Source organism: Caldimonas thermodepolymerans (genome assembly GCF_015476235.1).
Classification (GTDB): Bacteria; Pseudomonadota; Gammaproteobacteria; order Burkholderiales; family Burkholderiaceae_C; genus Caldimonas; species Caldimonas thermodepolymerans.
This window is the reverse complement of record NZ_CP064338.1, coordinates 3,816,101-3,836,254: the sequence shown is the minus strand read 5'-3', so window position 1 is coordinate 3,836,254 and position 20,154 is coordinate 3,816,101. Positions and strand designations below refer to the sequence as shown.

The window sequence follows — 20,154 nt, the reverse complement described above, 5'->3', positions numbered from 1 at the left end:
GCCCATGGCGCCGCCATCGGGCACCATAGCGGCTGGCGCGCCGGCGCGCCCCGAGGAGATGTCCAGATGAATGCCCCCCTGCCTTCCCAGCTGATGCCCAAGCTCGAACCGCGCAACGCGCCCCCGGAACTGATCGAGGCGCTGAAGGCGCGCTTCGGCGACCGCTGCTCGGTCGCCCAGGCCGTGCGCGAGCAGCACGGCCGCGACGAATCGCCGTTCGACGTGCCGCCGCCCGACGCGGTGGTGTTCGCCGAAAGCACCGAGGAGGTGGCCGAGGTCGTGAAGCTGGCCAACCGCTACGCGGTGCCGGTGATCCCGTTCGGCGTCGGCTCGTCGCTGGAAGGGCACCTGCTCGCGGTGCAGGGCGGCATCAGCATCGACCTGTCGCGCATGAACAAGGTGCTGAGCGTCAATGCCGAGGACCTGACCGTCACGGTGCAGGCCGGCGTGACGCGCACCCAGCTGAACAACGAGATCCGCCACACCGGGCTGTTCTTCCCCATCGACCCCGGGGCGGACGCGACCATCGGCGGCATGAGCGCGACGCGCGCCAGCGGCACGAACGCGGTGCGCTACGGCACGATGCGCGAGAACGTGCTGGGCCTGACCGTGGTGACGGCCGGCGGCGAGATCCTGCGCACCGGCACGCGCGCGAAGAAGTCCAGCGCCGGCTACGACCTCACGCGCCTGTTCGTCGGCAGCGAGGGGACGCTGGGCGTGATGACCGAGATCACGGTGCGGCTGTACCCGCAACCCGAGGCGATCTCGGCGGCGATCTGCAGCTTCCCGACGCTGGAAGGCGCGGTGCGCACGACGATCCAGCTGATCCAGATGGGCGTGCCGATCGCGCGCTGCGAGCTGCTCGACACCAACGCGGTGCGCGCGCTCAACCGCTACGACAAGCTCACGCTGCTGGAGGGCCCGATGCTGCTGATGGAGTTCCACGGCACCCCGGGCTCGGTGCGCGAGCAGGCCGAGATGGTGCAGGAGATCGCGCGCGAGCACGACGGGCAGGACTTCGAATGGGCCTCGACGCCGGAAGAGCGCACCCGGCTGTGGACCGCGCGCCACCGTGCGCTGTTCGCGGCCCTGCAGATGAAGCCGGGCTGCCGCGCGGTGACCACCGACGCCTGCGTGCCGATCTCGCGCCTGGCCGAATGCCTGCTGGAGACCGCGGCCGAGGCCGATGCGGCGGGCCTGCCGTACTTCATCGTCGGGCACGTGGGCGACGGCAACTTCCATGTCGGCTACCTGATCGACCCGGCGCGCCCCGAGGAGCGCGAGCTGGCCGAGACGCTGAATCGCCAGGTGGTCTCGCGCGCGATCCGGCTGGAAGGCACCTGCACCGGCGAGCACGGCATCGGCCTGCACAAGATGGACTTCCTGCTCGACGAGGCCGGGGCCGGTGCGGTGGCGCTGATGCGCTCGATCAAGCAGGCGCTGGACCCGAAGAACATCATGAACCCGGGCAAGATCTTCACCTGGCAGTAAGTCCCGCAAGCAGGGTTTACGCCGCCTTGTGGGCCGCGCCACGCCGGCCCTACAGTGCCCGGATCGCTTTTTCCGGCCGCACCCGCGGGCGGCCCCTGCCATGCGTACAGCTGCTGCCTTCCTGATGCTGGCCGTGGCCCGCCCCATGGTGGTGGGCGCGATCCTGCCGTCGTCGCGGCGGCTCGCGCAGGCGATGGCCGACGGGGCGCAGGGCGCGCAGGCCATCGTGGAGCTCGGGGCGGGCACCGGCGCGATCACCCAGGCCCTGCGCGCGCGCTACCCGGAGGTGCCGACCACGGTGGTGGAACTGCAGCCGGCGCTGGCGCGCCTGCTGCGGCGCCGCTTTCCCGGGGCGACCATCGTCGAGCAACCGGCCCACGAGGTGCTGCAGCAGATCGACCCGGGCGACGACGCCGTCGCGCTGGTGTCGTCGCTGCCGTTCCGCTCGCTGCCGGCGCCATGGCGCGAGGCCGCGCGCGAGGCGATCGAGACCTTCCTGGTCGCGCACCCGCGCTGCCGCCTGGTGCAGTACACCTACCAGCCGCGCGTGCCCTTCGAGCTGGTGCATGCGGACCGGCTCGCCTGGCGGCGGCGCACCTGGGTGTGGCGCAACGCGCCGCCGGCCTGGGTGTGGGAACTGGAGGCGGCCGCGCCGGCCGCCGCCTGAAGGCCGCGGCGCGGGCGGCGCCAGGCACGTTCAGCGCCCGTGGTAGCGCTGCACCGTCTCCCAGGCCACCGTCTGCAGGTGCCTGGCGACCTCGGGGTCGAGGCCGGCGGTGTAGCTGTTGCCCACCGGCGAGCGGTTGAAGAGGGTGGCGTAGACCGTGGCCGCGGCCAGGTAGGTGCCGGCCAGGCTCGGGTGGCGCTTGTCGGGCACGTAGAGGTTGATGTCCGGGCGCTTGGCGACCGAGGCCGCGAAGGCCAGGCCCGCGGGGATCACCAGCGCATCGTTGTCGTTGCCCGCGATGGTGTAGGCCTCGGCCAGCTGCGCGGTCATCTCCGGCTTGTCCTGGTAGGCCCAGGACATGAACAGGACGGGCTGGGCCCCGTGCTTGCGCACCGTGTCGCTGTGCTTCTTCGCGTACTCGTGGAACAGCGGCTTGAGCGTCGGGTGGACCGGGCACTGGCTGCAGTCCATCATGATCGCCGCGTCGAAGATGCGGTCGAACTTGTTGAACGACACCGAGTTGTCGGCGTTGAACGAGTACGACGCCATGCCGGTCGGGTCGAAGTAGGCTTCGACGTTGTGCCAGTTCAGGCCCGAGCCGCTGATGGTCACCGAGGTCGCGCGCAGGTTCGGCACCGCCTTGGGCTGGTCGGCGTTGGCGATGCGCAGCAGGTGGCCGTGCATGCTGTTGTTGTAGTAGAAGAAGCTGTTGCCGATGAAGAGGATCGACGTCGGCGGCTGGCCGGGCAGGGCGTTGACCTTGGGCCGCGGCTGCGCGGTGGCACAGCCGGCGAGCAGCGTCCCGGCCAGCGAGAGCACGAGGGCGGAAGCAATCCTTCGGGATGCGGTGAGCATCTGCAGCACGATGGTCTCCTGGGGTGTGTTGCTTGGTGGGGGGAAGCAGGACGCGCGGGCACGCCGCCCGGCGCTGCCAACCAAGCATAGGAAGGACGCCTGCAGGCTGACCTAGGGAAAACGGCAGCGCACCCTCACGCGGGTGCGCCATGCGGACCGCGGCGGAGGTGCCACGGCGCTGCGGCGCGGCGAACGACGAGTCGTGCTCGCCCGGCGCGCCGGGCGTGAGGGGTCAATGCCTGGGGGCGTGCACGGTCCACTGGTGCGTCACGTCGCCGTGGCTGTTGACGCTTTCCAGGTGCACGTCGAAGCCCCACAGCCGCGCCACGTGCTTGAGCACTTCCTGGGTGTTCTCGTTGAGCGGGCGGTTGTTGTGCTGCGTGTGGCGCAGGGTCAGCGAGCGGTCGCCGCGCAGGTTGACGTTCCAGACCTGGATGTTGGGTTCACGGTGGTTGATGTCGTACTGGCGGGACAGCGCCTCGCGCAGCTGGCGGTAGCCGCTGTCGTCGTGGATCGCGGTGACTTCCAGCTCGGCCTCGTCCTCGTCGTCGCGGATGGCGAAGAAGCGGAAGTCGCGCATCAGCTTGGGACTGAGGAACTGGCCGATGAAGCTCTCGTCCTTGAAGTTGCGCATCGCGTAGTCGAGCGTGGTCAACCAGTCCGTGCCCGCGATCTCCGGGAACCAGCGGCGGTCCTCCTCGGTGGGGTGCTCGCAGATGCGCCGGATGTCGCTGAACATCGCGAAGCCCAGCGCGTAGGGGTTGATGCCGCTGTAGGCGCGGTGGCCGACGGGCGGCTGGTAGATCACGTTGGTGTGCGACTTCAGGCACTCCAGCATGAAGCCGTCGGCCAGCAGGCCACGGTCGTACATGGTGTTGAGCAGCGTGTAGTGCCAGAAGGTGGCCCAGCCCTCGTTCATCACCTGGGTCTGGCGCTGCGGGTAGAAGTACTGCGCGACCTTGCGCACGATGCGCACGATCTCGCGCTGCCAGGGCTCGAGCAGCGGCGCGTTCTTCTCGATGAAGTAAAGCAGGTTCTCCTGCGGCTCGGGCGGGAAGCGCCGTGCCGCATCGTCTTCCTCGGCGGTGCGGTCGGCGCGGCGCGGGACGGTGCGCCACAGGTCGTTGATCTGCTGCTGCAGGTAGGCCTCGCGCTCGGCACGGCGTGCCTGCTCCTTGGCCAGCGACAGCTTCTGCGGGCGGCGGTAGCGGTCCACGCCGTAGTTCATCAGCGCATGGCAGGAGTCGAGCACGTCCTCGACCGCATCGACGCCATGGCGCTCCTCGCATTCGGTGATGTAGTTCTTCGCGTAGACCAGGTAGTCGATGATGGACGAGGCATCCGTCCACATGCGGAACAGGTAGTTGCCCTTGAAGAAGCTGTTGTGCCCGTAGGCCGCGTGGGCAATCACCAGCGCCTGCATCGCCATCGTGTTCTCCTCCATCAGGTAGGCGATGCAGGGGTCGGAGTTGATGACGATCTCGTAGGCCAGGCCCATGTAGCCGCGGCGGTAGTTCTTCTCGGTGGCGATGAACTGCTTGCCGTAGGACCAGTGGCGGTAGATCACCGGCATGCCCACGGACGCATAGGCATCCATCATCTGCTCGGCAGTGATGATCTCGAGCTGGTTCGGATAGGTGTCGAGCCCGTATTCCGCCGCGACGCGCGCGATCTCGTCGTGGTAGGTCTCGATCAGCTCGAAGGTCCAGTCCGACGGACTGGGCAGGGGCTCGCGGGCGCGTTCGTTCATGCGGGTGCCCCCTCTTTCCTGAACAGGTCGCGGAACACCGGGTAGATCTCCGAGGGCTCGGTGACCTTGCGCATCGCGAAGTTCTTGTGCGCCTCGAGCAGCTGGGTGTATTCCTCCCACAGGTTCTGCTCGGCCTCGGCGACCTGCACGTAGGCGTAGTAGCGGCACAGCGGCAGGATGTCGTTGGCCAGCAGCTCGCGGCAGCGGCCGCTGTCGTGGTGCCAGTTGTCGCCGTCGCTGGCCTGCGCGCCGTAGATGTTCCACTCGCTGCTCGGGTAGCGCGCCTTGATGATGTCGTGCATCAGCGTCAGCGCGCTGGAGACCACGGTGCCGCCGGTCTCGGTGGCGTGGAAGAACTCGTCCTCGCTGACCTCGGCGGCCTGCGTGTGGTGGCGGATGAAGACCAGGTCGATCTTCTCGTAGTGGCGCGTCAGGAACAGGTACAGCAGCATGAAGAAGCGCTTGGACAGGTCCTTGCGCCCTTCGTCCATCGAGCCGGAGACGTCCATCAGGCAGAACATCACCGCCTTGGCGCTGGGCACCGGCACGCGCACGCGGCTGCGGTAGCGCAGGTCGATCGGGTCGAGGTAGGGGATCTTCTTCAGGCGCGCGCGCAGTTCCTCGATGCGTGCCTCGGTCTCGCGGATCTCGCGCTCGATCAGCGCGTCCGGCGGACCGGGGCGCTCGAGCAGGCGTTCGAGCCGGTGTTCCAGGTGGCGCAGTTCGCGGCGGGTGTCGCCGCCCAGCGCGATGCGACGCGCCAGCGCGCCACGCATCGAGCGCACCACGTGCAGGTTGTTGGGCGTGCCGTCGCTGGTGAAGCCGGCGCGGTGGGTCTTCCACTCGGGCACTTCGGCCAGCTGGGTGCGGATCAGGTGGGGCAGGGCCAGATCTTCGAAGAAGATCTGCATGAACTCTTCCTTCGTGAGGTGGAAGACGAAGTCGTCCTCCCCCTCGCCGCTGTCGCTGGCGCTGGAGCCGCCGCCCGAACCCGCGCCGCCTTGCGGTCGCGCGATGCGGTCGCCCTTGACGTATTCCCGGTTGCCCGGGTGGACGTAGTCGCGGATGCCGCCGTCGCCGTGGCCGAACACGGGCTCGGACACGTCACGGCGGGGCAGCGAAATGTCCTCGCCCTGCTCGAGGTTGCGGATGCCGCGGCCGCTGACCGCCTTGCGCACGGCCTCGCGGATCTGGTCGCGGTACCGGCGCAGGAAGCGCTCGCGGTTGCCGATGGACTTGTTCTTGCCCGACAGCCGCCGATCGATGATCTGCTGGAGCATGGGCATAAGGGGCGGTCCTTTCGTGGGTTCGGCGCCGCAGCGTCACGAGCTCTTGCGCACGCGCAGGTACCACTCGCACAGCAGCCGCACCTGCTTGGGCGTGTAGCCCTTCTGCACCATGCGGTTGACGAAGTCCTCGTGCTTCTTCTGCTCGTCGGCGCTGGACTTGGCGTTGAAGCTGATCACCGGCAGCAGTTCCTCGGTGTTCGAGAACATCTTCTTCTCGATCACCGTGCGCAGCTTCTCGTAGCTGGTCCAGTTCGGGTTCTTGCCGCCGTTGTTGGCGCGCGCGCGCAGCACGAAGTTGACGATCTCGTTGCGGAAGTCCTTCGGGTTGCTGATGCCCGCGGGCTTCTCGATCTTCTCCAGCTCCGCATTGAGCGAGGCGCGGTCGAAGATCTCGCCGGTGTCCGGATCGCGGTACTCCTGGTCCTGGATCCAGTAGTCCGCGTAGGTGACGTAGCGGTCGAAGATGTTCTGGCCGTACTCGCTGTAGCTTTCCAGGTAGGCGGTCTGGATCTCCTTGCCGATGAACTCAGCATAGCGCGGCGCCAGCAGCTCCTTCACGTAGGACAGGTACTTCTGCTCGACCTCGGCGGGGAACTGCTCGCGCTCGATCTGCTGCTCGAGCACGTACATCAGGTGCACCGGGTTGGCGGCGACCTCGGTGGAGTCGAAGTTGAACACCTTCGAGAGGATCTTGAACGCGAAGCGCGTCGAAATGCCGCTCATGCCCTCGTCGACGCCGGCGTAGTCGCGGTACTCCTGGATCGACTTGGCCTTGGGGTCGGTGTCCTTGAGGTTCTCGCCGTCGTAGATCTGCATCTTGCTGAAGATGCTGGAGTTCTCCGGCTCCTTCAGCCGCGTGAGCACCGAGAACTGCGCCATCATCTTCAGCGTGCCCGGCGCGCACGGCGCATGGGCGAGCGACGAGTTGCGGATCAGCTTCTCGTAGATCTTGATCTCCTCGCTCACGCGCAGGCAGTACGGCACCTTGACGATGTAGATGCGGTCGAGGAAGGCCTCGTTGTTCTTGTTGTTGCGGAAGCTCTTCCACTCGCTCTCGTTGGAGTGCGCGAGGATGATGCCGTCGAAGGGGATCGCGCCGAAGCCTTCGGTGCCCTTGAAGTTGCCTTCCTGCGTGGCGGTCAGCAGCGGGTGCAGCACCTTGATCGGCGCCTTGAACATCTCGACGAACTCGAGCAGGCCCTGGTTGGCCAGGCACAGGCCGCCGGAGTAGCTGTAGGCGTCGGGGTCGTCCTGCGCGTAGGTCTCGAGCTTGCGGATGTCGACCTTGCCGACCAGGCTGGAGATGTCCTGGTTGTTCTCGTCGCCCGGCTCGGTCTTGGCCACGGCGATCTGCTTGAGCACCGAGGGATAGCGCTTGACCACGCGGAACTTGCGGATGTCGCCGCCGAACTCCTCCAGCCGCTTGACCGCCCAGGGCGAGAGGATGCGCTGCAGGTAGCGGCGCGGGATGCCGTATTCCTTCTCGAGGATGGGGCCGTCCTCGTTGGGGTCGAACAGGCCCAGCGGCGACTCGTTCACCGGCGAGCCCTTGATCGCGTAGAAGGGCACGTGCTCCATCAGCTGCTTGAGCCGCTCGGCGATCGAGCTCTTGCCGCCGCCCACCGGGCCCAGCAGGTAGAGGATCTGCTTCTTCTCCTCCAGGCCCTGCGCGGCATGGCGGAAGTAGGACACGACCTGCTCGATCGCGTCTTCCATGCCATAGAACTCGCGGAAGGCCGGGTAGATCTTGATGACCTTGTTCGCGAAGATGCGCGACAGGCGCGGGTCGTTGCGCGTGTCGACCAGTTCGGGCTCGCCGATGGCCTTGAGCATGCGTTCGGCCGCAGTGGCGTAGGCCAGGGGGTCGCGCTTGCAGATCTCGAGGTACTCCTCCAGGGAGTACTCCTCCTCGCGGGTGCGCTCGTATCGAGCGGCGAAGTTGCTGATGACATCCATCGCAGACCTCCTAGATCCCTTTCCGACTCGACGTGGCCGCAGAGGGCACGGCGCCTCGTCATCGTTTCAGCATGGACCGGACATATCGCCTACATGCCGTGGACAGTGGTTGAAACACAAACGGCGTTAGCAACTCTTGTAGTGCAAGGAGCGTGCCCTGGGAAGAGGGGGTCACGCGCATGCTGCAGCACCACAGGGCTCATGCCTCGAAGGAGAGCACAGCACAGGGGAAAGTTCCATCGGGTATGTGCCATGCATCCCACGATCGTGTGTGAGATAAGTTGCGTGCAGGCGTGTGTGCGCGTCGCCGGTGTGCATGTCGTCACGCCGCGTCACGCGCGCGGCGTTGCACGTGCCGTCAGCTGCGCGTCAGGACGAGGTCGAGGTGGTGCCGGCATCGGCGATGTGCGTGTCCGATACGGTGCAGCCGGCTGCGCGGTTTGCCTGCACCGTGTTGGCGCGCGGACGCCTCGGCATCGCGCACGTCGGGAAGAGGAGGTGCCGTCCGGGTAGTTTTGCAGTCAGGAGAACAATGGCCGTGCCGCTTGCGGCACTCTTGAGGGCGGACGCCTGAATCGTGCCGCCAGGGCCGGCGTTGCCGTCACCCCGCGCCGCGCGCCTGCGGGGCAAGGCGGAGTGCACGCCGGCGCCGCCGGGGCGTCGGACGGACTGCCGGTCAGCGGCCCTGGAGGCCGAGCTTCTCGAGCACGCCGTTGAGCTCGTCGAGCGAGCCGAACGAGATCGCGATCTCGCCCTGTTCGCCCCGCTTGGTGCGCTTCTTGATCCGGATCTCCACCTGGGCGGTCAGGTGGTCGGACAGTTCTTCCTCGATGCGCGCGATGTCGCGCGGCTTGTCCTGCTTGACGCGCAGCAAGGGGGACTGGCGCGCGTGGCCCTGGCGCGCGACCAGCTTCTCGGCCTCGCGCACGCTGAGCTTCTTCGCGACGATCTCGTTGGCAGTGAGGATCTGCTGCGCGGCATCCAGCGACAGCAGCGCGCGGGCGTGGCCCATGTCGATGTCGCCGGCCATCAGCATCTGCTGCACCGGCTCGGCCAGGTTCAGCAGGCGCAACAGGTTGGAAGCGGCGCTGCGCGAGCGGCCCACGGCCTGCGCGGCCTGCTCGTGCGTGAGCCCGAACTCGTGGATCAGGCGTTGCAGGCCCTGCGCCTCTTCCAGCGGGTTGAGGTCCTCGCGCTGGATGTTCTCGATCAGCGCCATTGCCGCGGCGGCTTCGTCGGGCACCTCCTTGACCAGCACCGGCACCTCGTCCAGGCCGGCCAGCTTGGCCGCGCGCGAGCGGCGTTCGCCGGCGATGATCTCGTACCTGCCGTCGCGCACCGGGCGCACCAGGATGGGCTGCATGATGCCCTGCGACTTGATGCTTTCGGCCAGCTCGTACAGCGAGCCTTCGTCCATGCGGGTGCGCGGCTGGTACTTGCCGGGCTGCAGCTGCGCGAGCTTGAGGGTCGAGGGCGTGCCGTCCTTCTGTGCGCCGGCGGCCGGGGTGTCGCTGACCTTGGGGCCGAGCAGGGCTTCCAGGCCGAGGCCGAGGCCCTTGGGTTTCTTCGTGACCATGGGTGGTATCCGGTTGGGTGTCGTCAGTCGGTGACGCACAGCGCCTGCAGCAGCGCGCGCCCTTCGGGCCAGTCGCCCAGGCCCGATTCGGCATTGATGTGGCCGCGCGGTCCGAGGTTCACCAGCGTGGCGCCCCATTGCGCGGCCATCTCGGCGGCGCGCTCGGGGCTGCAGAACGGGTCGTCGGTGCTGATGACCGCGGTGGCGGGGAAGGGCAGGCGCTGGCGCGCGATGGGGCGCCAGGAGTACAGCTGCGGCGGGGCGTCGTCGCGTTCGGTGTCGGGCGGGGCGACCAGCAGCGCGCCGCGCACGCGGTCGGCGTGGCGGGTGTGGGCGGCCCAGGCGGCCACCAGCTGGCAGCCGAGGCTGTGCGCGACCAGCACCGCCGGGCGCGGGTCGGCCAGCAGCGCCTCCTCGAGGCGCGCCATCCAGTCGCCGCGCTTGGGCCATTCCCAGTCGTCCTGCTCCACGCGCTGGTCGCCGTAGCGGGCCTCCCAGCGGCTTTGCCAGTGGTCGGGGCCGGAGTTCAGCCAGCCGGGCAGGATCAGGATGCTGGGCGAGGGCGTGTTCATCGGGGTGCCTGGGCGTTGCGGTTCAACGGCGGCCGGCGGCGCGGCCGGACATGCGGATTCTGCCCTCCGAGGCCTCCATCACGACCTTGCCGTCGTGCATGCGCAGCGTGTCGGTAGTGGTCGAGTCGATGACCAGCAGGTTGGCGAGCGTCAGCCGCGAGCGGGCCTGCACGACGGCCTGCTTGCGGTCCTCGCTGATCTCGATGCGGTCGAGGTTGAACGCGTAGCCGATCGAGAACTGGGAGCCGGCCGGCAGGGTGCGGTCCATCTCGGTCTTGAGCTCGAAGAACTCGCGCATGTTGGCGCAGGCCTGCTCGCGGTCGAGGGTCTGGGGCACGAGGGAGCCGCCGGCCACCTGCAGGTAGCGGCCCTGGAAGTCCGGCGCGAGCTGCCGGCACAGGGTTTCGGCGTCGCGGCGCTGCATCGCGTCCACGTGGGCGCGCACGTAGCGCTCGATCTTGGTTTCGCTGATTTCTCGCCGGTCTTTCCAGTAGTAAGTGCCAACACCGGCGAGGATCAGCAGCAGGATGACGAGGCGCATCGGGGGTTCGCAGCGGGTCACATCGTGGCGATGCGCGCCACCATCTCGCGGGCGAACTCGACGTAGGCCTGCGCACCGCGCGCCGACGGGTCGAACACCACGCCCGGCTGGCCGTAGCTGGGCGCCTCGGCGAGGCGCACGTTGCGCGGGATCACGGTGTTGAACACCTTGTCGCCGAAGTGCTGCTTGAGCTGTTCGCTGACCTGGCTCTGCAGCGTGATGCGTGGGTCGAACATCACGCGCAGCAGGCCGATGATCTTCAGGTCCGGGTTGAGGTTGGCGTGCACCTGCTTGATCGTGTTGACCAGGTCCGACAGCCCCTCGAGCGCGAAATACTCGCACTGCATCGGCACGATCACGCCGTGGGCGCTGACCAGGCCGTTGAGGGTCAGCATCGACAGCGACGGCGGGCAATCGATCAACACGAAGTCATAGTCCGCATCGGCGGCGGCCAGGGCTTGCTTCAGCCGGCGCTCGCGGCGCTCCTGGTCGACCAGCTCGACCTCCGCGCCGGCCAGCTCGCGGTTGGCGCCCAGCACGTCGTAGCCGCCCAGCTCGGAGCGGGCGCGTGCCTCGGCGACGGTGGCGGCCTCGATCAGCACGTCGTAGACCGAGGTCGGCAGGGTGCGCTTGTCCACCCCCGACCCCATGGTCGCATTGCCCTGCGGGTCGAGGTCGACCAGCAGCACCCGCTGGCCGACCTGGGCCAGCCCGGCGGAGAGGTTGACGGCGGTGGTCGTCTTGCCGACGCCGCCTTTCTGGTTGGCAATGCAGAAGATCTTGGCCATGCAGGTGGTGTGATGCAACAGGAAGCGGGCGGCCCGCGGGAGCGGAGCGGGGCCGTCGCAGTGTCGGGTGGGGCGCTGTGACCCGGCAGCGCCGGCGGGGCGGGTGAGCCGCGGGATTTTCCCGGCGCGGCTGTGCCCGCGTCAAGGACGATGCGTCACTGCGTCGTCAGTTTGATGCCGAAGCCGACCAGGAACACCCCGGCCAGGCGCTCCAGCCACTTGGCCAGGCGCCGGTGGGCACGCAGGCGCGCGGCGATGGCGTTGGCGAAGGTGCACAGGGTCAGGCAGTAGCCCAGCGTGATCGCGGCGATGGTGGTGGCCATCGCGAGGAAGGTGGTCGCGCCCTGGTGGGTGGCCGGGTCGATGAACAGCGGGAAGAAGGCCATGTAGAACACGATGGCCTTGGGGTTGAGCAGGGTGATCAGCAGCGACTGGCGGAAGTAGTGGCCGGGCTGCATGTCGATCACCGGGGCGGCGCCGTCGCGGGCGCGGATCAGCTTGAAGCCGATCCAGCACAGGTAGGCGGCGCCGGCGTACTGCACGAGATTGAACACCGTGGGGTGGGCCGCCAGCAGCGCCGCCACGCCCGCGACCGCCAGCCACATCAGCACCTGGTCGCCGGCGATGATGCCGAAGGTTGCGGCCGTGCCGGCCCGCAGCCCGCCCTTGCCGGTGGCGGTCAGCAGCGCGAAGGTGCCGGGGCCGGGCAGGGCCAGGAACAGCAGGACGGCGAAGCAGAAGGCGGGGTAGTCGGAGATGCCGAACATGGGGGCTCCAGGCGTCAAATCAGGGCAGTCTGGACCGGGCGGATCCAGACCAGGCAGCGGTCCGCGTCCAGTTCCGGGACGGTCAATTGTTCCACGTGAAACACCTCCAGGTCGTCCGGCACCTGGGCCAGCTCGTCCTCGGTGGGGCGCCCCTTCATCGCCATCCAGCGCCCGCCGGGGGCCAGGTGCGCCGCGGTCAGCGAGACGAAGTCCGCCAGCGAGGCGAACGCACGGGAGGTGATCACGTCCGCGCCCTGCGGGGCGAGGGCCTCGATGCGGGCGTGCTCGGCGCGCAGGTTGGGCACGCGCAGCTCGGCGGCGACCTGCTGGATGAACAGGGCCTTCTTGGCGACCGTGTCCACGCACACCACCCGGGCCTGCGGCATCGCCAGTGCGACCACGACCCCGGGCAGGCCGGCGCCGCTGCCCACGTCCAGCAGGGTGAAGGGCGTGCCGCCTGTCTCGCGGCGCAGCGGCGGCACGACCGCGAGGCAATCCAGCAGGTGCTGGGTCAGCATCTCCGAAGGCTCGCGCACCGCGGTCAGGTTGTAGACCTTGTTCCACTTGGCGATCAGCGCCAGGTAGTCGAGCAGCTGCTGTTGCTGCTGCCCGTCGAGGGGCACGCCCAGGGTGGCCGCGCCGGCGCGCAGGCGTTCGGCCAGCGGGCCGGCGGGCAGGGGGGTGGCGTCGGTCATCAGGCGTCCGCGGAGGAAGGGGTTTCGGTGGCGGGTTCGGTGGCGATGCGCTCGAACCCCTTGAAGCGACCCTTCTTCAGGTGCACCAGCAGCAACGAGATCGCCGCCGGCGTCACGCCGGAGATGCGCGAGGCCTGGCCCAGGGTCTCGGGGCGGTGCTTGTTCAGCTTCTGGCGCACCTCATAGCTCAGTGCCTTCACCTCCATGTAGTCGAGGTCGGCAGGCAGCTTGAGCGACTCGTAGTGCGCGGCGCGGGTCACCTCTTCCTTTTGCTTCTCGATGTAGCCGGCGTACTTGACGCTGATCTCGACCTGCTCGATCACGGCGTCGGCCAGCGCGGGGCCCAGCTCGGCACGCAGTGTTTCACGTGAAACACCGGCTTCGGGGCGGGCGATCGCGGCGACCTCGGCGACCTGGTCGAAGCCGACACCGGGGCGGCGCAACAGGTCGACCAGCGCGTACTCGCGTTCCAGCGCCTTGCCGACCACCCGCTCGGCGGCGTCCGCAGGCAGGATGCCCGGATGCACCCAGGTGGACTTCAGGCGCTCTGTTTCACGTGAAACAGCGTCGCGCTTGCGGTTGAAGGCCTCCCAGCGCACGTCGTCGACCAGCCCCAGCTGGCGGCCCAGCTCGGTGAGGCGGAAGTCGGCGTTGTCCTCGCGCAGCTGCAGCCGGTACTCGGCACGGCTGGTGAACATGCGGTACGGCTCGGTCACGCCCTTGGTGATCAGGTCGTCGACCAGCACGCCGAGGTAGGCCTGGTCGCGGCGCAGCACGAAGGGCTCGCGCTCCTGCACCTGCAGGGCGGCGTTCACCCCGGCGTACAGCCCCTGGGCGGCGGCCTCCTCGTAGCCGGTGGTGCCGTTGATCTGCCCGGCGAAGAACAGGCCGCGGATCGCGCGGGTCTCGAAGCTGGGCTTCAGCTCGCGCGGATCGAAGTAGTCGTACTCGATCGCGTAGCCCGGGCGCAGGATGTGGGCGTTCTCCAGCCCGGGCATCGAGCGCACCGCGGCGAGCTGGATGTCGAAGGGCAGGGAGGTCGAGATGCCGTTCGGGTAGAACTCGTGGGTCGTCAGCCCCTCGGGCTCCAGGAAGATCTGGTGCGAGGTCTTGTCCGCGAACCGGTTGATCTTGTCCTCGATGCTCGGGCAGTAGCGCGGGCCGACGCCCTCGATGACGCCGGTGAACATCGGGCTGCGGTCGAAGCCGGAGCGGATGATCTCGTGCGTGCGCTCGTTGGTGTGCGTGATCCAGCACGGCACCTGGCGCGGGTGCTGCTCCGGCGTGCCGAGGAAGCTGAACACCGGCACCGGGTCCAGATCGCCGGGCTGTTCGGTCAGCTTCGAGAAGTCGATCGTGCGCCCGTCGATGCGCGGCGGCGTGCCGGTCTTGAGCCGGCCTTGCGGCAGCTTCAGCTCCTTCAGGCGCGCCGACAGCGACACCGCGGGCGGGTCGCCGGCGCGGCCGCCGGCGTAGTTCTGCAGGCCGACGTGGATGCGGCCGTCGAGGAAGGTGCCGGCGGTCAGCACCACTGCGCGGGCGCGGAAGCGGATGCCGACCTGGGTCACGGCGCCGACCACGCGGTCGCCGTCGACCATCAGGTCCTCGACGGCCTGCTGGAACAGCCACAGGTTGGACTGGTTCTCCAGGCGCCGGCGGATCGCGGCCTTGTACAGCACCCGGTCGGCCTGGGCGCGCGTGGCGCGCACGGCCGGGCCCTTGGAGCTGTTGAGGATGCGGAACTGGATGCCGGCCTCGTCGGTGGCCGCGGCCATCGCGCCGCCGAGCGCGTCGATCTCCTTGACCAGGTGGCCCTTGCCGATCCCGCCGATCGACGGGTTGCAGCTCATCTGGCCCAGGGTCTCGATGTTGTGAGTGAGCAATAACGTCGCGCAGCCCATGCGCGCGGCGGCGAGGGCCGCTTCCGTACCGGCGTGGCCGCCGCCGACCACGATGACGTCGAATTCCTTGGGGTAGAGCATGTGCACCTCGCTGGGCCGCCTTGGCGCAAGTGCCAGTGCCTGGGCCCGGATGCCCGAGTGTGCTCCCGGGGCGGAGCGTGGGCAAACTTCCAATTCTAAGTTTCGTGCCCCTTCCGCGTCCGCGCCGGGGATTCCTCACGGAAGGGTCCCCCTGATGGGGGAAAGCGGGCCAAAAGCCTTGCGGCAGGCCGGAGGGCTTCCGAGAATGGCCGCTCCGGTGTTGCTGTCCCGGCAAGCAAGAAGAGAAAGAAACCGCCATGGCCGCCGTCGCAGGTTCGTTGTCGCAGACCCTGGAACCGCTGTTCCCCCCGCCGGTGGGACAGCCCGGTGCGGTGTGCGCCGCGGACCTGAGCCGTGCCTGGACGCTGCTGCACCGGCGCGGCGCGCCGCAGCTGTCCTGGGAGCAGCGCCTGCTGGTGCTGGGCGGCTACTTCAGCGGCCGCCCGGGTGCCTGGACCGTCGCGCTGGAAGCGCGGGTGCGGGCGCTGGAGGCCCAGACCGAGGCGCTGGGCAAGCCGCCCACCGATGAAGCCTTCCGGCTCGCGGCCGAGGCGCCGCTGCAGGTGAGCGGCGACGACTTCCGCTTCGCGCCCGGCGCTTGCCGCTGGTAGCGGGGCGCTGCGCTACAGTGGCGAGCTCACGCCAACGTTCCGGACCCTTCTTCGCCCCATGAACTGCCGGCCGGGCTGCGCGGCCTGCTGTATCGCGCCTTCCATCTCGAGCCCGATTCCGGGCATGCCCGACGGCAAGCCGGCGGGCGTGCCCTGCGTGCAGCTCGATGAGCGGCTCAGGTGCCGGCTGTTCGGCCGGCCGGAGCGGCCGGCGGTGTGTGCCTCGCTGCAGCCCGAGCCGCAGATGTGCGGCACCGGTCGCGAGCACGCCTTGCAGTGGCTGGCCTGGATGGAGCGGGCGACCGCCGCCTGAAGGCGCGGCCGGGTCCGGCACGTTTCAGCGCATCAGGCGCGCCCTGCCGGCCTCGTGCGGGTCGGGGCCGTTGGCCGCCTCGATCGCCTGCATGCGGAACGGCGGCGCGGTGCCGTCGGTCGCTTCGCCGGCGTACAGCACGCGGTGCGGGTAGGGCATCTGGATGCCGTGCGCGTCGAAGGCGTTCTTCAGCCGGCGCAGGAACTCGCGCCGCACCGCCCACTGCTCCAGCGGCGCGGTCCTGAAGCGGCAGCGCACGATCACGGCCGAGTCCTCCCAGCGGTCGACGCCGGCCATCTCCAGCTCGTCGAGGATGCGCACCGCGTAGGCCGGGTCGGCACGCAGCTCGGCGCCGACCTGCTTGATGACCTCGATGACCTCGTCGACGTCCTCGCGGAACGCCACGCGGATGTCCATCACCGCCTGCGCGAAGCCGCGGCTCATGTTGATCACGGTGGTGATCTCGCTGTTGGGCACGAAGTGCACGTTGCCGTCGTAGTCGCGCAGCTGGATGTAGCGCAGCGTCACTTCCTCCACCAGCCCCGAGTGGCCGCCGACCGTGACCACGTCGCCCTGGCGCACCTGGTTCTCCAGCAGCAGGAAGAAGCCGGTGAAGTAGTCCTTGACCAGGCTTTGCGCGCCGAAGCCGACGGCCAGGCCGACCACGCCGGCGGCCCCGAGGATGGGCGCGACCGAGACGCCCAGCTCGGCGAGCACCAGCATGATGACGATCAGGTAGACGATCACCGTGGCCACGTAGCGCGCCACGCGCGCCAGCGTCTCGGCGCGCTTGACCTGCTCGCGGTCGGCGATGCGCGCGGCGACGCGGTCGCGGAAGCCGTGGATGATGCGCAGCGTCACCGCCAGCACCAGCCAGGCGGCCAGCAGGATCAGCACGATGCGCACGGCGGTGGTGGCGGCGGCCCCCATGCTGGCCCAGGCGTGCTGCAGGGTGGCGAAGAGGTCGTTGTCCATGTCGGGGTCTTGCTCCTTGAGGTGTCGTTGTCAGGGTTCCACGCTCTGCAGCGTTTCCAGGTAGGTGCGGCGCCACCAGTGCACGTCCTGCGCGCGGATGCGTTCGAGCAGCTTCTGGTGGCGCGCGCGGCGTTCCTCCAGGGGCATCTGCAATGCCCGCTGGATGGCCTGCGCGGTGCCTTCGATGTCGTAGGGATTGACCAGCAGCGCCTCGCGCAGCTGTTCGGCCGCGCCCGCGAAGCGCGACAGCACCAGCACGCCGGGGTCCTGCGGGTCCTGCGCGGCGATGTATTCCTTGGCCACCAGGTTCATGCCGTCGCGCAGCGGCGTCACCAGCGCGACGCGCCCGGCGCGGCACAGCCCGGGCAGCCGCTTGCGGGCCACGGTGCGGTGAATGTAGCGCACGGGCATCCAGTCCAGCTCGCCGTAGTCGCCGTTGACCTGCCCGCACAGGTGCTCGAGCTCACGCCGGATGTCGGCGTAGGCGTCGACGCTCTCGCGCGTCGGCGAGGCGATCTGGATCAGCGTCGCGCTGCGCCGGTTCTCCGGGTAGCTGGCCAGCAGCTCCTGGAAGGCGCGGATGCGCTGCGGCAGGCCCTTGGAGTAGTCGAGCCGGTCGATGCCGATCAGCAGGCGTCGCCTCGAGTACTGCTCGCGCATGGTCTCGTAGGTCTCGCGCGCTTCCTTGCCCTGCGCGAGCTGGCAGAACTCGTCGACGTCGATGCCGATCGGGAAGGCGCGCGCCAGCACCGTGCGGTTGAAGGCGCGGCAGCGCCCGTCGCCGAGCAGCTCGGCACCCGCTTCGGCCTGCACGTAGCGCTCGAAGTGGTCGACGTCGGCCTTGGCCTGGAAGCCCACCAGGTCGTAGGCGAACAGCGCGCGGATCAGCCATTCATGGCCGGGCAGCGCGGCCAGCAGCAGCGGCGGCGGCAGCGGGATGTGCAGGAAGAAGCCGATGCGGTTGCCGCAGCCCATCGAGCGCAGCTCGGCGGCCAGCGGGATCAGGTGGTAGTCGTGGATCCAGATCAGGTCGTCGGGCTGCAGCAGCGGCATCAGCTTGCGCGCGAACATGCGGTTGACGCGCCGGTAGCCGTCCAGCGACTGCTTGTTGAAGTCGGCCAGGTCGAGCCGGTAGTGGAACATCGGCCACAGCACGCGGTTGGCGTAGCCGAGGTAGTAGGTGTCGTGGTCCTCGCGGCACAGGTCCACGGTGGCCAGCGTCACGTTGCCCGCCTGCTGCAGGTGCAGCTCGCCTTCGCCGGGCGTGCCGTCCTCCACGACCTTGCCACTCCAGCCGAACCACAGGCCGCCGGTTGCACTGAGGGTTTCGCCCAGCGCGACAGCCAGCCCGCCCGCTGCCGCCTTGCGGGGATCCGCCAGGCGGTTCGAGACCACGACCACGCGTGCCATCAACCGCTCCTTTCATGTCGCGTTTCCGTCCACGGAAGCAATGCGGGAGCCCGCGCCCGGTCCGGGCGCGTCGCTCCCGCGCTGCTTCCACCTAGATCTGCGTGTCCCAGGGGGCCGACAGGCGCACCGCGCCGTTGATCAGGCCCACCATGGAATAGGTCTGGGGGAAGTTGCCCCACATCTCGCGGGTCACCGGGTGCGTGTCCTCGGACAGCAGCCCCAGGTGGTTGCGCGCCGCGAGCATCGCTTCGAAGATCTCGCGCGCCTGTTCCTTGCGGCCGATGCGCGCGAGCGCGTCGATGCGCCAGAAGGTGCAGATGTTGAATGCCGTCTCCGGCTTGCCGAAGTCGTCCGGCGCCTCGTAGCGGCGCATGTACGGGCCGTCGCACAGCGTGCGCTCCAGGGCGTCGACCGTCGAGACGAAGCGCGGGTCGCGCGGGTCGATGAAGCCCACTTCGGCCATCAGCAGGACGCTGGCGTCCAGGTCACGGCCGCCGAAGCTCTCGGCGAAGGCCTGGCGCTCCTCGTTCCACGCCTCCTGCAGGATGCGCTGCCGTATCGTGTCGGCCCGCTCGTGCCAGAAGCGCGCCCGCTCGGTGACGCCGAAGCGTGCGGCGATCTTGGCCAGCCGGTCGCAGGCGGCCCAGCTCATCAGCGCCGAGGAGGTGTGCACGCGCGCGCGCGTGCGCAGCTCCCACATGCCGGCATCCGGGGTGTCGTAGATGCGCCAGGCCTGCTCGCCGACGCGCTCGAGCTGCTCGAACTCGGCCAGCCCGGCCGGGCGCAGCAGGCGCCGGTCGTGGAAGGCCTGCGCGGCGCCGAGGATGATGTTGCCGTAGACGTCGTGCTGGAAGTGCTCGTGCGCCTGGTTGCCGATGCGCACCGGCCCCATGCCGCGGTAGCCGGGCAGGTGCGGCACGATGCGCTCGGTCAGCTCGGTCTCCAGCCCTATGCCGTACAGCGGCTTGATGTGGCCGCCCGCGGCCTGCGAGACCACGTTGCCCAGCCAGCGCAGGTAGTCCTCCATCGTGCCGATCTCGGACAGGCTGTTGAGCGCGCGCACGACGAAGAAGGCGTCGCGCAGCCAGCAGTAGCGGTAGTCCCAGTTGCGCCCGCTGTGCGGTGCCTCGGGGATGCTGGTGGTCATCGCGGCGATGATCGCGCCGGTGTCCTCGAACAGCGAGAGCTTGAGCGTGATCGCGGCGCGGATCACGTCGTCCTGCCATTCCAGCGGGATGTGCAGGCGGCTGCTCCAGGTGCGCCAGTAGTCGGAGGTGTTCTGCTGGAACGAGCGCGCCACCTCGTGGATGCCTTCGGCCAGCGTCTCGTCGGGCCCGAGGATGAAGTCCAGCGGGCGCTTGGCGACGAACACCGTCTCGCCGAGGATGTAGCTGATCGGCGCGTCGGTGGTCAGCCGCAGGGTCAGGTTCGGGCCGACGTAGCGGATGTGGTGGCTGCCCTGCGTGAGCGTCGGCTTGACCGTGCCCAGCTCGAAGCGCGGGCGCAGCACCACGCGCAGGCGCGGCGCCCCGGCGATCGGGGTGACGCGGCGCACCAGCGTCATCGGCCGGAACATGCGGTTGCGGTGGTAGAAGCGCGGCGCGAAGTCGACGATCTCCACGCCCTGGCCGTGCACGTCGAACAGGCGGGTGTGCAGGATCGCGGTGTTCGGTTCGTAGAACTGCTCGCTGCGGGCGAAGTCCTCCAGCTCGAAGCTCCACAGCGCGCCGTTGTCGGACGGGTCGACCAGCGCGTTGAAGACCGGGTCACCGTCGAAGCGGGGCAGGCAGCACCAGACGATGCGGCCGTAGCGGTCGACCAGCGCGCTGTAGGCACAGTTGCCGATCGCGCCGAGTTCCAGCGTGGAGGTGCTGGGCAATGTAGGTGTGGCCATGCTCATCGTTCTTGTCGGATGG

At 69.0% G+C, this 20,154-nt stretch carries 18 protein-coding genes; 4 read left to right on the top strand and 14 right to left on the bottom strand.

What is annotated here, in order from left to right; all coding sequences use genetic code 11:
• Positions 1 to 66: 66 nt before the first annotated feature.
• Together IS481_RS18120 and IS481_RS18115 are read left to right on the top strand one after the other, a co-directional pair.
• Positions 67 to 1,491 carry an FAD-binding oxidoreductase gene (locus IS481_RS18120; RefSeq protein WP_104358562.1) on the top strand — a complete coding sequence of 475 codons (1,425 nt, stop codon included), beginning with the start codon at positions 67 to 69 and terminating at the stop codon, positions 1,489 to 1,491.
• A 100-nt stretch (positions 1,492 to 1,591) separates the two neighbouring features.
• Positions 1,592 to 2,158 (top strand): class I SAM-dependent methyltransferase, encoded by a 567-nt coding sequence (locus IS481_RS18115; protein WP_198425441.1) that lies wholly within the window; start codon positions 1,592 to 1,594, stop codon positions 2,156 to 2,158.
• A 30-nt stretch (positions 2,159 to 2,188) separates the two neighbouring features.
• Here IS481_RS18115 and IS481_RS18110 read toward each other — a convergent pair whose 3' ends face one another.
• The 11 genes from IS481_RS18110 to mnmG form a co-directional block, all read right to left on the bottom strand.
• Complete coding sequence (locus IS481_RS18110; RefSeq protein ID WP_104358592.1) at positions 2,189 to 3,013, bottom strand: SGNH/GDSL hydrolase family protein; 825 nt, start codon at positions 3,011 to 3,013, stop codon at positions 2,189 to 2,191.
• A gap of 232 nt (positions 3,014 to 3,245) precedes the next feature.
• Positions 3,246 to 4,763, bottom strand: coding sequence for a SpoVR family protein (locus IS481_RS18105; protein ID WP_104358560.1), 1,518 nt, complete (start codon positions 4,761 to 4,763; stop codon positions 3,246 to 3,248).
• Positions 4,760 to 6,049 (bottom strand): YeaH/YhbH family protein, encoded by a 1,290-nt coding sequence (locus IS481_RS18100; protein ID WP_104358559.1) that lies wholly within the window; start codon positions 6,047 to 6,049, stop codon positions 4,760 to 4,762. Before IS481_RS18100 ends, IS481_RS18105 begins: the two co-directional genes overlap by 4 nt.
• A 36-nt stretch (positions 6,050 to 6,085) precedes the next feature.
• Positions 6,086 to 8,008 (bottom strand): PrkA family serine protein kinase, encoded by a 1,923-nt coding sequence (locus IS481_RS18095; RefSeq protein ID WP_104358558.1) that lies wholly within the window; start codon positions 8,006 to 8,008, stop codon positions 6,086 to 6,088.
• 676 nt (positions 8,009 to 8,684) lie between these two features.
• Positions 8,685 to 9,584, bottom strand: a complete 900-nt coding sequence (locus IS481_RS18090) for a ParB/RepB/Spo0J family partition protein (protein ID WP_104358557.1) — start codon at positions 9,582 to 9,584, stop codon at positions 8,685 to 8,687.
• 23 nt (positions 9,585 to 9,607) lie between these two features.
• The gene (locus IS481_RS18085; RefSeq protein ID WP_104358556.1) at positions 9,608 to 10,156 is read right to left on the bottom strand and encodes an RBBP9/YdeN family alpha/beta hydrolase; all 549 of its coding nucleotides are present in this window, start codon (positions 10,154 to 10,156) and stop codon (positions 9,608 to 9,610) included.
• 22 nt (positions 10,157 to 10,178) lie between these two features.
• Positions 10,179 to 10,697 (bottom strand): nuclear transport factor 2-like protein, encoded by a 519-nt coding sequence (locus IS481_RS18080; protein ID WP_104358555.1) that lies wholly within the window; start codon positions 10,695 to 10,697, stop codon positions 10,179 to 10,181.
• 17 nt (positions 10,698 to 10,714) lie between these two features.
• On the bottom strand, positions 10,715 to 11,485 hold the full coding sequence (locus IS481_RS18075; RefSeq protein WP_104358554.1) for a ParA family protein: 771 nt from the start codon (positions 11,483 to 11,485) through the stop codon (positions 10,715 to 10,717).
• Between the two features lie 155 nt (positions 11,486 to 11,640).
• On the bottom strand, positions 11,641 to 12,252 hold the full coding sequence (gene leuE, locus IS481_RS18070) for a leucine efflux protein LeuE (RefSeq protein ID WP_104358553.1): 612 nt from the start codon (positions 12,250 to 12,252) through the stop codon (positions 11,641 to 11,643).
• Positions 12,253 to 12,266: 14 nt separating this feature from the next.
• Positions 12,267 to 12,947 (bottom strand): 16S rRNA (guanine(527)-N(7))-methyltransferase RsmG, encoded by a 681-nt coding sequence (gene rsmG, locus IS481_RS18065; protein WP_104358552.1) that lies wholly within the window; start codon positions 12,945 to 12,947, stop codon positions 12,267 to 12,269.
• Entirely contained in the window at positions 12,947 to 14,929 is a 1,983-nt protein-coding gene (gene mnmG / locus IS481_RS18060; RefSeq protein ID WP_104358551.1) for a tRNA uridine-5-carboxymethylaminomethyl(34) synthesis enzyme MnmG, read from the bottom strand. The genes rsmG and mnmG overlap by 1 nt, the downstream gene beginning before the upstream one ends.
• Positions 14,930 to 15,186: 257 nt before the next feature.
• Between mnmG and IS481_RS18055 the strand changes: the two genes are divergently transcribed.
• Positions 15,187 to 15,540 carry a hypothetical protein gene (locus tag IS481_RS18055; protein ID WP_104358550.1) on the top strand — a complete coding sequence of 118 codons (354 nt, stop codon included), beginning with the start codon at positions 15,187 to 15,189 and terminating at the stop codon, positions 15,538 to 15,540.
• 58 nt (positions 15,541 to 15,598) lie between these two features.
• Positions 15,599 to 15,853 (top strand): YkgJ family cysteine cluster protein, encoded by a 255-nt coding sequence (locus IS481_RS18050; protein WP_114699339.1) that lies wholly within the window; start codon positions 15,599 to 15,601, stop codon positions 15,851 to 15,853.
• Between the two features lie 24 nt (positions 15,854 to 15,877).
• Here IS481_RS18050 and IS481_RS18045 read toward each other — a convergent pair whose 3' ends face one another.
• The 3 genes from IS481_RS18045 to IS481_RS18035 form a co-directional block, all read right to left on the bottom strand.
• On the bottom strand, positions 15,878 to 16,828 hold the full coding sequence (locus IS481_RS18045) for a mechanosensitive ion channel family protein (RefSeq protein WP_104358548.1): 951 nt from the start codon (positions 16,826 to 16,828) through the stop codon (positions 15,878 to 15,880).
• Positions 16,829 to 16,858: 30 nt separating this feature from the next.
• Positions 16,859 to 18,238 carry an alpha,alpha-trehalose-phosphate synthase (UDP-forming) gene (otsA, locus tag IS481_RS18040; protein WP_104358547.1) on the bottom strand — a complete coding sequence of 460 codons (1,380 nt, stop codon included), beginning with the start codon at positions 18,236 to 18,238 and terminating at the stop codon, positions 16,859 to 16,861.
• 91 nt (positions 18,239 to 18,329) lie between these two features.
• The gene (locus IS481_RS18035; protein ID WP_232529376.1) at positions 18,330 to 20,132 is read right to left on the bottom strand and encodes a glycoside hydrolase family 15 protein; all 1,803 of its coding nucleotides are present in this window, start codon (positions 20,130 to 20,132) and stop codon (positions 18,330 to 18,332) included.
• Between the last annotated feature and the right edge of the window lie 22 nt (positions 20,133 to 20,154).